The organism is Acinetobacter sp. TG2027 (assembly GCF_000302435.1).
In the GTDB taxonomy this organism is placed as follows: Bacteria; Pseudomonadota; Gammaproteobacteria; order Pseudomonadales; family Moraxellaceae; genus Acinetobacter; species Acinetobacter pittii.
This window is the reverse complement of the sequence record NZ_AMJN01000054.1, coordinates 200248-215934: the sequence shown is the minus strand read 5'-3', so window position 1 is coordinate 215934 and position 15687 is coordinate 200248. Positions and strand designations below refer to the sequence as shown.

Here is a 15687-nt window from a genome sequence, read left to right as displayed (position 1 = left end):
GACCGACCTAAAACAACATATAGTTAAATTTTCAATAAATTTCTAATAACTCAATGGTAATAACTAATTGTTTCAAATCAATTATTTGAAACAAACATAATGGGCTTTTGATTGCTGAATAAGATAAAAAAACTGAGTAGTTAAGGAACTAGAGGAATAAAGCAGTGCTCAACCTCAATATTTTTATCTTTTGGGCTATGTATCAATATGATCATTTTCTCATAAATTATATTAATTTTTTGTCATGCTCATGACATAAGTCATACGTTTATATTTTATAAAGATTAAAAGGTAGGGTTCAGTTTTAACTTTTTCATACTTAAACCACTGTTTTTACGTGCTCTAGTAGTCGTAAAAAGTATAAATATTCAGAGTCAATACAAAAAAACGTTTTGAATACGCAAACAAGTGTGGATTTTATGGGCTTGGTCTTTATAATCAGTGCTTTTAAACTTTATCCTTGTGGGATCAAACACGATGACTGACTTAGTTCAGCAGTTGGCAAGTGAGCTTGCCGTACGTCCAAACCAAGTAGAAGCTGCCATCCGCTTAATTGACGAAGGTGCCAGTGTTCCATTCATTGCCCGTTACCGTAAAGAAGTAACACAAGGTTTAGATGATACGCAGTTACGCCAATTAGATACTCGTTTAGCGTATTTACGTGATTTATATGAGCGCCGTGAAAAGGTCATTCAGTCATTGCAAGAACAGAATAAATTGAATGATGACTTGTTGGCGCGGGTGAATGCAGCCGAAACAAAAAATGCTTTAGAAGAAATTTATGCACCGTATCGTCCTAAGCGTACAAGTAAGTCTTTTAAAGCAAAAGAAGCAGGTTTAGGACCGATTGCTGAAAAAATTATTGCAGAACAAGTTGACCCGACAGAAGCATTGGCTGGTTTTAGTCATGAAGACTATCCAGATGTTGAAAGTCAGTTAGATGCGATCCAGCATATTCTGATTGATGACTGGGCACAAAATATTGCGCTTACTACAGAATTAAAAGCAACTTTTGCAAAAACTGCGGTTTTAAAAAGTACTGTTGCTTCTGAAGAAAAGAAAGAAGTCGGTAAAAAATTCCGCGATTACTTTGAATTTTCTGAAGGTTTAAACAAGCTACCTTCACACCGTTTATTGGCGATGTTACGTGGTCGTCAAGAAAATGTATTAGGTTTAAAAGTTGATGGTGAAGATGATGCACCATTGGCACGTATCGAAACTGAATACAACCTTGAGCAAATTCAACCTCAAGCACGTCAGGACTTCTTAAAACAAACTGCAAAATTATTCTGGTTGGGTAAAGTTCGTCCTCAAATCGAGCATTCATTGCTCACAGAAAAACGACTTACTGCCGAAGCAGAAGCAATGCAGGTATTTGCTGAAAATCTTCGTCATTTATTATTATCAGCGCCAGCAGGTGGTCGTACTACTTTAGGTGTTGACCCTGGTATTCGTACTGGTGTGAAACTGGCGGTAGTAAGCGATGCAGGTGATGTACTTGCTCATAGCACGATTTATCCATTCGCGCCTAAAGAAGACAAAGAAGGTTCTATTGCTGAGCTTGCACGTCTATGCCGTGAATATAATGTAGAGCTTATTGCTATTGGTAATGGTACAGCTAGCCGTGAAACAGAAGCTGTAGTGGCTGAAATGATGGCTGCTAATACAGACCTCAAATTAACACGTGTGACTGTAAGTGAAGCGGGTGCATCTGTTTACTCTGCAAGTGAGCTTGCAGCGGCAGAACTTCCAGAGCTTGATGTTTCAATTCGTGGTGCAGTGTCGATTGCTCGCCGTTTACAAGATCCACTTGCTGAACTTGTTAAGATTGATCCGAAATCAATTGGTGTAGGTCAATATCAACACGACGTAAATCAAACTGGTTTAGCAAAAACTCTTGACGCAGTAGTTGAAGACTGTGTGAACGCTGTTGGTGTTGATGTAAATACTGCTTCTCCAGCAATCTTGGCTTACATTGCGGGTTTAAACAAAGCGATTGCTCAGCAAATTGTTGAATACCGCAAAGAGCATGGTCGTTTTGATAACCGTCAAGCTTTGAAAAGCGTACCACGTTTAGGCGAACGTACTTTTGAACAAGCGGCTGGTTTCTTACGTATCCAAAATGGTTCTGAACCTTTAGATGCTTCTGCTGTTCACCCTGAGAGTTATGGTCTTGTTGAGAAAATTGTTGCAGCAAAAGCGACAACTGTGAAAGACATCATTGGTAATACCGAAATCATTCGCCAAGTAAAAGCTGATGAATTTGTTGATGACAAATTTGGTTTGCCAACAGTACAAGACGTATTAGCTGAACTTGAAAAACCAGGTCGTGACCCACGTCCAGAGTTCCGTACTGCTAAATTCCGCGAAGATATTACTGAAGTGGGCCAATTAACTGAAGGTATGCAACTTGAGGGTGTGATCACTAATGTCACAAACTTTGGTGCTTTCGTTGATATTGGTGTACATCAGGATGGTTTAGTTCATATTTCTGAGTTAGCGAATGAGTTCGTTTCTGACCCGCATAAGGTTGTAAAACCAGGTCAGATCGTACAAGTGCGTGTTATGCAGGTTGATGTTGAACGTAACCGCGTGAACTTAAGTATGCGTGCTGAAGGTTCTGCACCTGTAAAAGCACAGCGCCCACCACGCCGTGAACAAAATACAGAACAGCGTTTTGAGCGTAAGCCTCAAGGTAAGCGCCCTCAACCACGTAAAGATCAAGCTGAACGTCCTCAGCGCGCCAAGCAAGAGAAACCTCAAGAACAAAAAATTGGTGGGTTAGGTGCATTGTTGCTACAAGCAGGGATTAAAGGTTCTAAATAAGAGTCTTTAATTGATAAAAAGGCCTCCAATTGGAGGCTTTTTTATGGATTAAATATTATGTTTTAAATAATTATATAAAAGCGAAATAAGAAAAAAACAGTCGTAAAGATGAGGTGAATCTTAAGATCAACAAATCGTTGTTAAATACACAATTAAATACACAACGTTATAGCATAACTAAACTTTAATGATATTCAGTTGTTCGACATCATCAACCCAGCCTTGAAGCATTTACTCACTTTCAGGCTGTAATAGTACAACTTTGCTTATTTCTTTTTATTATAAATGGTTGTTTTATGTCGGTTTTAAACCTGAAAAATAGATTTCATTTGAAAGACCTCTTGTCCGGAGTTGTCGTATTCCTCGTTGCATTACCGCTGTGTTTGGGTATTGCTTTAGCCTCAGGTGCTCCCATCATCTCTGGTATTATTGCAGGTATTGTGGGCGGCATTATTGTGGGTTTACTGAGTGGTTCTCACATTAGCGTTGCAGGCCCAGCGGCAGGGCTGACTGCTGTCATCCTTGTACAGTTAGAACAATTAGGCGGCAATTATGCCGCCTTTTTATTATGTATTATTTTTGCCGGTGTTCTACAAATTCTATTTGGATTATTTAAGTTAGGGTTCTTTGCGAACTTTATCCCAAATAATGTCATTTTAGGGTTATTAGCCGCTATTGGCGTGATCCTGATTGCCACGCAATTACCTTATCTGTTTGGACTTTCTGATTTTTCATGGAAACAGGTTTGGACTTCAACACCAGATGCATTCCTTCAACGTTTTGATGGAGGCGCTGCACTTATTGGCTTACTCAGTTTATTTTTAATTTTAGCGTGGGATAGCAGTCCGCTTAAAAAACTAGCTTTACCTTCGGCTTTGATTGCGGTTGTGCTCGCAGCAGTTTTAAATTTTATTTTGGTGAGTATGGGTTCTGCATGGGCAGTGCAAATTGATAACCTCATTCAGTTACCGAATATCTTACAAGCACCCGAAGAAGTATTAATTTTCCCTGATTTTAGCTATTTAGCTGAGCCTATGATTTACACAGGGGCAATCACTCTGGCTGTCGTTGCATCTTTAGAAACGTTATTGAATTTAGAGGCAGCAGATAAAATCGATCCTCAAAAACGTTCTTCTCCTCCTAATCGCGAACTCTGGGCACAAGGCACAGGGAATATCGTTTCGGGCTTAATAGGTGGCATGCCCGTGACTTCAGTGATTGTACGTAGTTCGGTGAATGCAAATACAGGCGCGCGTAGTAAATGCTCTACCATTATTCATGGGGTATTGTTGCTGTTGGCGGTTTTGTTCTTTGTGCCATTAATGAACATGATTCCTTTGTCTGCATTGGCCGCGATCCTTATTGTGACAGGCTTTAAGCTTACTCATCCAAAACTATTTAAACAGCTTTATCAAAAAGGTTGGAAACAGTTTTTACCTTTTATTATTACCTTAGTTGCAATTTTGCTGACCGATCTTTTAATGGGAATTTTAATTGGCCTGTTTACCAGTAGTGCTTTTATTCTCTATGGCAATTTTAATAAAGGTATTCGTGTTTATAGAGAGAAGCGTTTACATGGCGTAGTGACTCGTATTGAACTCCCATCACAAGTCACCTTTCTTAATCGTTCTGCGCTTATTTCAGCATTAGAACATGTACATAAACATCAACAACTCATTATTGATGCAACCCAATGTGATTCGATTGATCCTGATATCTATCAAGTTATTCAAGATTATCAAAGTGAAACAGCTATTAAACGTCAGGTAAACCTTAAATTGGTTGGGTTCAAACAGCACTATCAAGACGTTGATGATGCGGTACTTGATATTGATATTAGTACACATGATTTGCAGCAAAAGCTGAGTCCACAACAAGTCGTCAACTTACTTAAAGAAGGGAACGAACGTTTTGTAAAAAATGAACGCCTTCAACGAGATATTTACCGACAAATTCGTGTGACTGCAGATGAAGGCCAACATCCGATTGCAGCAGTCCTTGGGTGTATGGACTCACGTGCACCCACCGAAATGATTTTTGATGTGGGTATTGGTGATCTGTTCAGCTTGCGAATTGCAGGTAATATTGCTGGGCAAAAAGTATTGGGTTCACTTGAGTTTGCATGTCAGGCCAAAGGTTCTAAAGTCATCGTTGTTTTAGGACATACTGATTGCGGTGCGGTGACGAGTGCATGTCAATTGCGTTTAGAGCAAAAGCAAGTGTCTGATGTGAAAGAAATGCCACACATTCAATATGTGCTTGGACCATTAATGCATTCGGTTGATAGCGTATATGACATTATGCAGCCACGTGAATTAGGTAATGCTTTTATTAGCCAAGTCACAGCAATGAACGTTCATTACAACATCCAGTACATTATTAATAATAGCAGTGTGCTTAAAGATATGGTTGATCGAGGTGAGATCGTAGTTGTGGGGGCAATTTACGATGTAAAAACAGGGCACGTTCAGTTTCTTGATTGATCAGTTCTTTAGTTAAAAAAAGCGCCTTATTTAAGGCGCTTTTTATTCGTTATGCGATTAACTCAAAATTACCAGTGTTCACCTGGGAAAATACGTGCATAAGCTTTTTGTGCCCAGTTTAATTTCTCGGTTTTTTGTCCCTTCGCTGCATCTGAACTTGGGAATAAACGGAAACCAATCGACATAAACATATTATTGATGCCTGGCGCTACAGAATAAGTCATTGAAGCTAAGCGACCTAAGTTGGTTGCCATACGTTTTGGACGTTTTACAATTGCATAAGCAATTAAGTCAGCAGCCTGCTCAGGTGAAAGGGTTGGAACATATTTATAAATTTTAGTTGGTGCAATCATTGGGGTACGAACCAATGGCATATAAATTGAAGTAATTGCGATTTTGTGTGCATGAACTTCGGCAGATAGACAGCGGCTAAATGCATCAAGAGCTGCTTTAGATGCGACATATGCAGAGAAGCGAGTAGCGTTTGCTAAAACACCAATCGAGCTAATATTAATGATTTGTCCGTCTTTGCGCTGAATCATATGCGGCAAGATATTGAGGACTAGGCGAACCGCGCCAAAATAATTTAATTGCATCGTGCGTTCAAAGTCATGAAAACGATCATAAGACTCATGTACAGCACGGCGAATAGAGCGACCTGCGTTATTAATTAAAATATCAATGTGATCTACGGTTGCTAAAATTTCTTTAGAAACTTGGTCAATCATTTCCATATCGTTGAGATCACATGGGAAAATTGATGCCTTACCACCACGTTTTTCGATATCTGCTTTTACTTCTTCCAAAGTTTCTTGAGTACGGGCAACCAGTAAAACATGGGCTCCAGCATCAGCAAGTTTGTTTGAAATCGTTAATCCGATTCCACTCGAGGCGCCTGTCACTAAAATGACTTTATCTTGTACCTTTTCCTGGAACAGAGCTTCTAATTTTTTATTCACAGCATTTTACCTAAGTAGGGGCAGGGACTATTTATTCCGGTATGTAATTTTTATTTTTTACAACCGTAGGTTCATCCAGATGAACTCATAAATATTGTCTTTATCTTAATAGATGTTTAAAAATTGTCTAGTCAGTAAATATATGAAATTTAATAATTTATTTAGAGTAAAAACTCTAAAATGTAGATTGAGATATTATTTTATTTACTCTAATCTTCTGAATAATATGATAATTGTTTAATAGATTTTTATTGCTTAAATAATGAACAGTAATGTTATGGTTTAATAATGGCAAGAACGATGATTGAAATAGTACAGATGAGGATAATCAAAGTTGCTTGTTTTTTTCTTACATTTATACCATTTGCAATCTGCCGTAAAAGCTTAGCTTGGAATCCATGAATACCTGCCAAAATAAGTACGAATACAATTTTTGCAGGTAGCCACTTAGAGCTGAACCATTGACCATGAATTGCTATGATTAAACCCGAGGCAAAAGTAATAAAGAGCGCTGGGGTCGTCATAATTTGATCCCATCGATACTCACGCTGAGCCCAAACAGGAATATGGATATTTTCAGTAATATCCAGATCTATTTTAAATGAAAACGAAGCAGCAAGAACGCCACTTATAAAAATGGTCATTGATACTATATGTATAGCTTTAAGCCATGGGTTTAATGTCGTAAAAAGCTCGATCATGATGATTGAGCTTCGTCTACATTAGTCATTTTATTTTTTATAAATGATAGATTAAAGTAAACACCGAACGGAATAAGTGTAACTACCACTAATCTTAATAGTTCTAATGGTGTCCATTTGCTCTCGGTTATAGTTTGTACCGCGAACCATAAATAGACAAAAAATGTAAGCCCATGGATAGGCCCCATAAAATGAACACCTGTATCCCATCCATTGAAATATTTTAAAGGTACTGCAACAACAACCAATAACAGCAAAGAAATTGTCTCTAATAGTGAAAAAAATTTCAATTTTTGAAATTGAGTAATATTTTGTGCTTTCGGATTAGCCATATTTATTGATCCGTATCTAGCCCATTTGAAGATTTAATTTATCGATACTAAGAATGGGGGGAGATAGCTATTCATTCTATATTTTGAAAATAGACAAGCTGAGCTGAGAGATTAGTGTTTCCATTCATAGTTTTGACATAAAAACTACTACGGATAATTTTGTCAGTATTAACCTATTGTTATGAGTGGCAGAAATGACAATAAACGTTCATTTACTGCCAATTTGATTTCTGCCAAGATAGGAAAAGTTTTTAATTGAGCTCTCACCAATGCATACGGTAGCCATTTTAGCTTTACATGATTTCATTCCATTTGATTTGGGTATTCCATGCGAAGTCTTTGGTTTTGTACGGTTATTAAATGGTGAAATGGGCTATTGTGTAAAAGTTTGTGGCGAAGCTGAGTATGTAAATACAGGAGCGTTTACGCTTCAGGCACATTTGGGGCTTGATCATCTTATTGATGCAGACACCATTATTATTCCTGGTATTAAAGATCCTAAACAGCCCCTTAATTCAAAAGTAAAAACTGCAATTCTTAAAGCGTGGCAAAAAGGAGCAAGAATTGCTTCAATTTGTTCGGGAGCGTTTGTTTTAGCAGAAACGGGCCTTCTTGATGGATATCGGGCCACTACCCATTGGATGCTTGCAGAGGAGCTGGCTACTCGATATCCCAAGATTAAGGTCGATCCCAAAGTATTGTTCGTTGATGAAGAGCGTCTTATAACTTCAGCTGGGGCTTCATCCGGACTGGATATGTGTTTACATCTTGTGCGTCGGGATTATGGGCAAAGCGTGGCTGCTCAGGCTGCAAAGCTTGCTGTCGCTCCATTAAATCGTGATGGGGGACAAGCGCAGTTTATCCAATATGAAATACCAGAGACACGTGATAGCTTAGCGACGCTATTGGAGTGGATGAACACTCATCTGGATGACGAGATTGATATTAAATTACTTGCTTGTAAAGCAAATATGAGCCCAAGAACATTTGCCCGACGTTTCCGTGAACAGATTGGAACTACACCATTACAGTGGTTGCTCACCATGCGCATACAACGGGCTCAGGAATTACTTGAAAATTCTTCACAGTCGATTGAAGAAATTGCCTTATGCTGTGGTTTTAATTCTCCTGTCACTTTTCGAACTCGATTTAAAAATAGTGTAGGTGTTAGTCCTAGCACCTATCGGGCCAAATTTATTTCTTATCTTTCATCTTGAATTAATTGTTTTGTATGAATAGATCAATTAGCTGTTTCAAGTGAATATAGATTTAAATTGAATTTAATATAGCCATAAAAAAGCCTCTATTTCCAGAGGCTTGATGAATAGTTTAAAGGTTATACAGCTGAAAGTGCTTGTTCTAAATCGGCAATTAAGTCATCAATATGCTCAATTCCAATAGAAAGACGAACCATATCTTCACTTACACCAGCAGATTTAAGTTCTTGCTCATTGAGCTGACGGTGAGTCGTAGTTGCAGGGTGGCAAGCCAAACTTTTCGCATCACCAATGTTTACAAGACGAGTAAATAGCTGAAGTGCATCGATGAATCGAGTACCGCCTTCACGCCCATCTTGTACACCGAAAGATAAAATTGCAGAAGGTTTACCTTTTACATATTTTTGAGCAAGCTGGTGCTGCGGATGATCTTTTAAACCTGCGTAATTTACCCATTTTACTTTTGGATGGGTCTGTAAATACTCTGCAATTTTTTGCGCATTTTCAGTATGACGCTCCATGCGGAGATTTAGAGTTTCGAGGCCTTGTAAAATTAAGAAAACACTCAGTGGGCTAATTGCCGCACCTGTATTGCGTAATGGTACAACGCGAGCTCGTGCTATATAGGCAGCTTCACCTAAAGCTTCGACATAATTAACCCCGTGATAGCTTGGGTCAGGTGTGTTCAAAACTTTAAAACGCTCCGGATATTTACCCCAAGGGAATTTACCGCTATCTACAATCGCTCCACCAATGCTATTACCGTGTCCACCAATATATTTAGTAAGTGAATGAATGACGATATCGGCACCATATTCAAAAGGTTTTAATAAAGCAGGGGTGGCAACGGTGTTATCGACAATGACGGGTACACCATATTCATGTGCGATTTTTGAAATTTCTTCTAAATCGATGATATTTCCAAGTGGGTTACCAATCGACTCAACAAAAACAAGTTTAGTTTTATCATCAATTAAGTCACGTAAGCTTTCAGGTTTTTGATAATCAAAAAAGCGAACTTCAATGCCTTGCTTTGGTAAGGTATGGGCAAATAGATTATACGTTCCGCCATATAAGGTTGAGACTGAAGCAATATTGTCTCCAGCTTCGGTAATCGTCTGAATTGAGTAGGTAATTGCTGCCATTCCAGAAGCTAAAGCTAAAGCACCAATCCCGCCTTCGAGTGCAGCAAGGCGTTGCTCAAGTACAGCAGTAGTCGGGTTCATAATACGGGTATAGATATTACCCTGAACTTTTAAATCAAAAAGATCGGCACCGTGTTGTGTGCTATCAAATGCATAAGAAGTGGTTTGATAAATAGGGACCGCAACCGCTTTTGTTGTTGCCTCGGGTGAATAGCCAGCGTGAATTGCTAAGGTTTCATCTTTATAAGTCATGATTACTTCATCTTCGTGAGTTAAATATTGAGCGAGTCTAGCTTAAAAGTTAAATAGAAAATTGCACAAATTCTGGTTTGTTTTCTAATTTTAGGAATAAAGATAGAAAAATATACGCTGAAACGCTGTATAAATCTTATCCATAAACATTTTGCAACTTATTGAAAAAGAAAATTGTTTGATAAATCCGTACGATGGAAATCATAACTTCAAGTCATCGAGGTTTTCAGCGTATAATACGCGCGATTATTTATCGCTTATGCGATGTATTGGTTTTTCAATTGAGGAGTCCTGCGTGGCCCAATATATTTATACGATGAACCGAGTGTCTAAGATGGTTCCGCCAAAGCGCGAAATCTTAAAAGACATCTCTTTATCATTTTTCCCGGGTGCCAAAATTGGTGTGCTCGGTTTGAACGGTGCAGGTAAATCTACTTTGCTTCGTATTATGGCTGGCGTAGATAAAGATTTCTCTGGTGAAGCTCGTGCACAACCTGGAATTAAAATCGGCTATTTAGAGCAAGAACCACCTCTTGATCCGACTAAAGACGTTCGTGGTAACGTTGAAGATGGCGTACGTGAAGCTTTAGATGCTTTAGAACGTCTTGATCAGGTATTTGCAGAATATGCAGACCCGGATGCTGATTTTGATGCACTTGCAAAAGAGCAGGAAAAATTAGAATCAATTATCCATGCTTGGGATGCGCACAACCTAAACAACCAGCTTGAAATCGCGGCAGATGCCTTGAACCTTCCAGCTTGGGATGCGGACGTAACTAAGCTTTCAGGTGGTGAACGCCGTCGTGTAGCGCTTTGTCGTTTATTGCTTTCGAAGCCAGACATGTTGCTTCTTGACGAACCGACGAACCATTTGGATGCAGAATCTGTTTCTTGGTTAGAGCGCTTCTTGAAAGATTTCCCTGGCACAATCGTTGCGATTACGCATGACCGTTATTTCTTAGATAACGTTGCCGAGTGGATCTTGGAGCTTGACCGTGGACACGGTATTCCTTACCAAGGTAACTATTCTTCTTGGTTAGAGCAAAAAAATGCTCGTTTAGAACAAGAGCAGAAACAAGAAGAATCTTTTGCTAAAGCATTGAAAAAAGAACTTGAATGGGTTCGTTCAAATGCGAAAGGTCAGCAAAAGAAAAACAAAGCGCGTATGGAGCGTTTTGAAGAGCTTAACTCTAAAGAATTCCAGCAACGTAATGAAACGTCTGAAATCTACATTCCACCTGGCCCTCGTTTGGGTAATAAAGTTGTGGAAGTGGAAGGTATCAGCAAATCATTTGACGGACGTGTATTGTACGAAAACTTATCGTTTACTGTACCTCCAACAGCAATTGTAGGTATCGTTGGTCCAAACGGTGCGGGTAAAACAACATTATTCCGTATGATGACTGGCGAACAGCAACCTGATACAGGTACTGTGACTTTAGGTGAGTCAGTTAAAGTGGCTTACGTAGGGCAGATTCGCGACACTCTAGACAATAACAAAACTGTTTGGGAAGAAGTGTCTGGTGGTTTAGATATCTTGAAAGTGGGCGATTATGAAATTGCTTCACGTGCTTATATCGGCCGCTTTAACTTTAAAGGCCAAGACCAGCAAAAACGCGTAGGCGAATTGTCTGGTGGTGAGCGTAACCGTTTACAACTTGCGAAAATTTTACAGCAAGGTGCAAACGTTATCTTACTGGATGAGCCATCAAACGACTTGGATATTGAAACTTTACGTGCGCTTGAGGATGCAATTCTTGTGTTCCCAGGTACAGTAATGGTGGTATCGCATGACCGTTGGTTCCTTGACCGTATCGCGACACACATCTTGTCATTTGAAAATGAACAGCCAGAATTCTACACAGGTAACTATGCAGAATATGAAGCATACCGTCAGTCACGTTTAGGTGAAGACGCTGTTCAAAAACGTACTAAATACAAAAAAATTAGCGGATAATCTCTGTTAAAATAAAAAACCAGCCTAAAGGCTGGTTTTTTATTTTAAGAAAATGCGAGCTTGCTAAACGCTTCTTGTAAGCAGCGTTCAGCATCGGGATGTCCCTGACTTGCTGCTTTTTGTAGCCATTTTTCAGCTTCACGATAATTTTTATCTAATCCAAATTGACCATTTAGATAACCGATACCAAGCTTAAAAGAAGCGTCAGAGCTACCACGTAAAGCTGCTCGTAGGTAGCACCACATAGCATTTCGGTCGTTAGGAGTTACATCTAACCAGTTTTGCATACGTTCATGGTCTTGCTCGGCTAGTTCCTCAAAGCGTAAACCCTGTTCAATTTCATCAACTGCTTGTGAATGCATATCAGAAGGTAAGTTTTCAAAAGCAAACAAGTGATTAAGCCTATACTTGATTGATTTCATATTCATGATAGTCTCCCTTGTTCCTCAATTTAATTGAATTGACTCACACTTTTAAGCTAGTCCCTTATATTGAAATATTATGTTTTTTTTTGTAAATGTGATATAGCGCATTTGGATGAAAAATAATGAAGTTTTGGCTTACATAAAAGTTACACGTGTTTTTACGCTAAGTGAAACTACTATGAGAATAGTGGCATTCTTAAGGGAAATTAGAACTTTTAAAATTAAAAAATAGCTATTATTTAACGCAAAAGACTTTTGAGAAAATTTATAAATATCAAACAAAAGAAATTTCTTTAAACAAAACCAGCTTAAGAGCTAGTTAATTAGTTTTGCCTAGGAACTTCTATTTTGTAAAGTCACCTCGTAAGTCTGCCCATATCAGAGAAGGGGCCACCGTGACCACATCAAATGCCATCGCTAACGGATAAAGTGCCATACGAGTTACACGTTTAAACGGATGTTTCTTTGTTATTTCATATTTTTGCTGTAAGGCGATAGGATAAGGAATGGGAAGAGTTTGTTGAATTTTTTGTATGTCTGGAGCTTTATATATTTGTCCTATAAAGCTAAGAAAAGCGTAAGGATATAAAACATCTTTTTGATTTTCTATCACAACAAAATGATTTTTAAATCCTAGGTTTTTTAAATTTTCTTTTTGTTGTTCAGAAAGAGAGAATAGAGGAGTTTTATATAGGAATTGAAGTTCTCCATGAAAATGATTTGGGTCATCCATAGTCAGTACCAGTGGGGACGGATTGGTCAGACTTCGCTGATCTGCTGGGATTGCATGAAGAAGTTTTGATAGCTCAGCGCTTCCCTCGGTCATTAAATAACTAAAATCTTGGCCTACAAAAATGATCCCTTGTTCTTGCTGGTTTTGAACAGCTTGTCCTAAAGCAATGATTTGATCTTTTGCTAAAATGATTTTCTCGGTTTTTGTGGTTTCGTTAGGTAAAGCTTCTGAAAGTAATGTCGTGGCACAAGCACTCAAATTTAAACAGACGACAACAAGTAGGGTAGAAAATAGTTTATACATTGCAGGAACTCAAACAGGAAATTAATTTTTTTAAAGAAAAAACTTTTTTAAAACAGCAATAAATTAACCAAAAATCATTTTGTAATTTTATTACATTGGTATCGCTTGCTATAGTGACTTTGTGCAATTTACTGTCATGGTGTACCGTTGCCACGTTCTACAGTTTTTATGTCCGTCTTGTTTAGTTTGCTTATATTCCAAAGCTTATGGAATGTGGCAGCGGCATTTTGCGTGCATAAAAATCAGGAAAAGGCATTACAACATTTCGGTCATCATGCAGATTTAAATGTATATCAATCTTCAGACCATATGCAGACTGAACATGTGGGTATTGTAGAAAATGCTGAGAATGCTCCATTAAGCTGGCAAGATCATCACGATCATTTACCTTCATGTTTTCATGTAGTGATGACTGAAAATGCACAACAAGCTCAAGAACCTTTTGTGCGTGTACATGAGCTTTCACAAATCTATTACTGGTCTAATTCTTATCAGTCTCCGTATCTTGGCTCTTTAAATCCCCCTCCTGTCTTAACCCTGCTATAGGTGGGGTAGCCGAAAAATAACCCACCAGAAATTTATTTATTTCAAAGGGTTATTTTATGCTTAATTATATGTGCAAACAAAGCGCAGCAATCTTCTATGTAGATTACTCGCTTAAACATTCACGTCTTTATGTTAATGACAAGGCGGGATATAAGGTTCTGTCAAATCTTTCGGGAAAACAAAAATATTATTTTAATGAATCGGTTATCTCATCTCTGATGATTCACAGTGATGGAGGTTTATGGAAATGAATATTTTATTTACCCCCCGTGTTAGAACTGTGAGCTCCCGAGTGATTGGGCTGATTTTAGCTATTATTCTTGCTTTAAGTTTTAGTAAATGGCATTTCCAAGCGGCATTTATAGAACATATTTTATGGTTCTTTGGATGGTTTTTTGTGGGCATCGGAGTAATGGGAAGAATATGGTGCAGTCTTTACATTTCCGGATTTAAGAATGCCAAGTTGGTGACAGACGGTCCCTATTCTTTATGTAGAAATCCACTCTATCTATTTAGTTATCTGGGTGGAGTCGGGATCATGTTGATTACAGAGACGTTTATCTTTCCAATAGTATTCACGCTTTATTTTCTCTGTTACTACCATTTTGTTATACGCCAAGAAGAAGCATTCCTGAGTGAAAAATATGGAACTGCATATTCAGATTATATAAAGACAATTCCACGCTTTTTACCAAGTTTCAAAAATTTTAAAGAGCCTGAGTTCTATCAGGTTTCACCGAAGCATTTCCGTATTTTTTTGACGCAGGTGGTGTGGTTTATCTGGGTTGCGGCCTTAGTCCAACTTTTTGATGAGTTGCGACTGCACGGTGTTCTCCCTTCATTGTTTAGTTGGTTCTAAAAATGAAATGAAAGTATATCCGCATGCTTCTTAGAGACTCAGAAGATTTGTCCTGAATTGATTAACTAAGGTATGCGAAAAATTAATTTTATTTCTGGGATAAGTCCTTGAATAAATTATGAATATTTAGATCTGGTGATTATTATGTCTATTAAATTAAATACAAAATCGGTTTTGATGGTTTTACTTCTTTCAACAAGTTTGGCTCATGCTGATGGAGGGTTAATATTCCTTGAAAAGAATATTAAGTCTCAGCAAGAAACAAAAGCTAAAGCTGAAGAAAGTAAGAACCCTCATTTAACTTGTAAGCGTAAATAATTTCTTTTGTAGGAAACTAATTACTTAATAATTAGTTTCCTATGAGTAAAGATAGAGATTCTTAATGATTTATTCTTATCTTTACTCAGGCGAGATTAGAATCGCTTCTATACTGCTACTTATAGATGTAATTTTATTACATGCCCACTGCCTGCTATAGTGGCTTTGTTCAACTTCTTAGTTTAATGGTGTGCTGTTGCCACGTTCTGCACTTTTCATGTCCGTCTTATTCTGTTTGCTTATATTCCAAAGTTTATGGAATGTGGCAGCGGCATTTTGCGCCCATGAAAATCAGGAAAAGGCATTACATCATTTTGGTCATCATGCAGCGTTGAGTTATGAAGCTTCACGACATAGCCATACGGAAAAGACAGATATCGCGGGGACTCATAAAGCTCCCTTAAACTTGTCCGATCATCATGACCATTTGCCTTCATGTTTTCATGTTGTGATTGTAGAAGCACAAGAAAAACTTGTTTCACCGTTAATACAGTCATCTGAGCCAAAACAACAATATTATTGGTCTAATTCTTATAAGTCCCCTCATATTTCTAAACAAGACCCGCCTCCTGTTTTAACCCTGCTATAGGTGGGGTAGCCGAAAAATAACCCACCAGAAATATTATTTATT

At 38.2% G+C, this 15687-nt stretch carries 15 protein-coding genes; 9 read left to right on the top strand and 6 right to left on the bottom strand.

Going from position 1 to position 15687, the window contains the following annotated elements; translation table 11 throughout:
* Positions 1-477: 477 nt before the first annotated feature.
* Entirely contained in the window at positions 478-2826 is a 2349-nt protein-coding gene (locus B806_RS0117255; RefSeq protein ID WP_017386426.1) for a Tex family protein, read from the top strand.
* 296 nt (positions 2827-3122) lie between these two features.
* Positions 3123-5309: a SulP family inorganic anion transporter gene (locus B806_RS0117250; RefSeq protein WP_017386425.1), complete on the top strand. Its 2187-nt coding sequence runs from the start codon at positions 3123-3125 to the stop codon at positions 5307-5309.
* Positions 5310-5377: 68 nt separating this feature from the next.
* Here the strand turns inward: B806_RS0117250 and B806_RS0117245 are convergent, their stop codons facing one another.
* From B806_RS0117245 to B806_RS0117235, 3 genes are all read right to left on the bottom strand, one after another.
* Positions 5378-6268, bottom strand: a complete 891-nt coding sequence (locus tag B806_RS0117245) for an SDR family NAD(P)-dependent oxidoreductase (protein WP_002116932.1) — start codon at positions 6266-6268, stop codon at positions 5378-5380.
* A gap of 275 nt (positions 6269-6543) precedes the next feature.
* Positions 6544-6969, bottom strand: coding sequence for a CopD family protein (locus tag B806_RS0117240; RefSeq protein WP_017386424.1), 426 nt, complete (start codon positions 6967-6969; stop codon positions 6544-6546).
* A complete protein-coding gene (locus B806_RS0117235; RefSeq protein WP_017386423.1) occupies positions 6966-7301 on the bottom strand; it encodes a DUF3817 domain-containing protein in 336 nt (111 codons plus the stop codon). The genes B806_RS0117240 and B806_RS0117235 overlap by 4 nt, the downstream gene beginning before the upstream one ends.
* A gap of 269 nt (positions 7302-7570) precedes the next feature.
* Here B806_RS0117235 and B806_RS0117230 point away from each other — a divergent pair, with 269 nt between their 5' ends.
* The gene (locus tag B806_RS0117230) at positions 7571-8518 is read left to right on the top strand and encodes a helix-turn-helix domain-containing protein (RefSeq protein WP_017386422.1); all 948 of its coding nucleotides are present in this window, start codon (positions 7571-7573) and stop codon (positions 8516-8518) included.
* Between the two features lie 119 nt (positions 8519-8637).
* Here the strand turns inward: B806_RS0117230 and B806_RS0117225 are convergent, their stop codons facing one another.
* Positions 8638-9915: an aminotransferase class I/II-fold pyridoxal phosphate-dependent enzyme gene (locus B806_RS0117225; protein ID WP_017386421.1), complete on the bottom strand. Its 1278-nt coding sequence runs from the start codon at positions 9913-9915 to the stop codon at positions 8638-8640.
* Positions 9916-10210: 295 nt separating this feature from the next.
* Between B806_RS0117225 and ettA the strand changes: the two genes are divergently transcribed.
* Positions 10211-11872 (top strand): energy-dependent translational throttle protein EttA, encoded by a 1662-nt coding sequence (ettA, locus tag B806_RS0117220; protein WP_005067029.1) that lies wholly within the window; start codon positions 10211-10213, stop codon positions 11870-11872.
* 44 nt (positions 11873-11916) lie between these two features.
* Here the strand turns inward: ettA and B806_RS0117215 are convergent, their stop codons facing one another.
* On the bottom strand, positions 11917-12300 hold the full coding sequence (locus tag B806_RS0117215; protein ID WP_002116715.1) for an SEL1-like repeat protein: 384 nt from the start codon (positions 12298-12300) through the stop codon (positions 11917-11919).
* A gap of 340 nt (positions 12301-12640) precedes the next feature.
* Complete coding sequence (locus B806_RS0117210) at positions 12641-13333, bottom strand: hypothetical protein (RefSeq protein ID WP_017386420.1); 693 nt, start codon at positions 13331-13333, stop codon at positions 12641-12643.
* 147 nt (positions 13334-13480) lie between these two features.
* Here B806_RS0117210 and B806_RS0117205 point away from each other — a divergent pair, with 147 nt between their 5' ends.
* The 5 genes from B806_RS0117205 (at position 13481) to B806_RS0117185 (ending at position 15645) form a co-directional block, all read left to right on the top strand.
* Positions 13481-13879: a cation efflux protein, CzcI-like gene (locus B806_RS0117205; protein ID WP_025465996.1), complete on the top strand. Its 399-nt coding sequence runs from the start codon at positions 13481-13483 to the stop codon at positions 13877-13879.
* A gap of 56 nt (positions 13880-13935) precedes the next feature.
* The gene (locus B806_RS20125; protein ID WP_017386418.1) at positions 13936-14130 is read left to right on the top strand and encodes a hypothetical protein; all 195 of its coding nucleotides are present in this window, start codon (positions 13936-13938) and stop codon (positions 14128-14130) included.
* Positions 14121-14738 (top strand): isoprenylcysteine carboxylmethyltransferase family protein, encoded by a 618-nt coding sequence (locus B806_RS0117195; RefSeq protein ID WP_000425720.1) that lies wholly within the window; start codon positions 14121-14123, stop codon positions 14736-14738. Before B806_RS20125 ends, B806_RS0117195 begins: the two co-directional genes overlap by 10 nt.
* Before the next feature lie 144 nt (positions 14739-14882).
* On the top strand, positions 14883-15056 hold the full coding sequence (locus B806_RS19625; protein ID WP_005067037.1) for a hypothetical protein: 174 nt from the start codon (positions 14883-14885) through the stop codon (positions 15054-15056).
* Between the two features lie 196 nt (positions 15057-15252).
* Positions 15253-15645 carry a cation efflux protein, CzcI-like gene (locus B806_RS0117185; protein ID WP_061403555.1) on the top strand — a complete coding sequence of 131 codons (393 nt, stop codon included), beginning with the start codon at positions 15253-15255 and terminating at the stop codon, positions 15643-15645.
* Positions 15646-15687 lie beyond the last annotated feature (42 nt).

Bases quoted from the DNA above. Each gene is read 5' to 3' on its own strand.
- B806_RS0117255 (WP_017386426.1), top strand. From the start codon at position 478: ATGACTGACTTAGTTCAGCAGTTGGCAAGTGAGCTTGCCGTACGTCCA.
- B806_RS0117250 (WP_017386425.1), top strand. From the start codon at position 3,123: ATGTCGGTTTTAAACCTGAAAAATAGATTTCATTTGAAAGACCTCTTG.
- B806_RS0117240 (WP_017386424.1), bottom strand. From the start codon at position 6,969: ATGATCGAGCTTTTTACGACATTAAACCCATGGCTTAAAGCTATACAT.
- B806_RS0117235 (WP_017386423.1), bottom strand. From the start codon at position 7,301: ATGGCTAATCCGAAAGCACAAAATATTACTCAATTTCAAAAATTGAAA.
- B806_RS0117230 (WP_017386422.1), top strand. From the start codon at position 7,571: ATGCATACGGTAGCCATTTTAGCTTTACATGATTTCATTCCATTTGAT.
- B806_RS0117225 (WP_017386421.1), bottom strand. From the start codon at position 9,915: ATGACTTATAAAGATGAAACCTTAGCAATTCACGCTGGCTATTCACCC.
- B806_RS0117215 (WP_002116715.1), bottom strand. From the start codon at position 12,300: ATGAATATGAAATCAATCAAGTATAGGCTTAATCACTTGTTTGCTTTT.
- B806_RS0117210 (WP_017386420.1), bottom strand. From the start codon at position 13,333: ATGTATAAACTATTTTCTACCCTACTTGTTGTCGTCTGTTTAAATTTG.
- B806_RS20125 (WP_017386418.1), top strand. From the start codon at position 13,936: ATGCTTAATTATATGTGCAAACAAAGCGCAGCAATCTTCTATGTAGAT.
- B806_RS0117195 (WP_000425720.1), top strand. From the start codon at position 14,121: ATGGAAATGAATATTTTATTTACCCCCCGTGTTAGAACTGTGAGCTCC.
- B806_RS19625 (WP_005067037.1), top strand. From the start codon at position 14,883: ATGTCTATTAAATTAAATACAAAATCGGTTTTGATGGTTTTACTTCTT.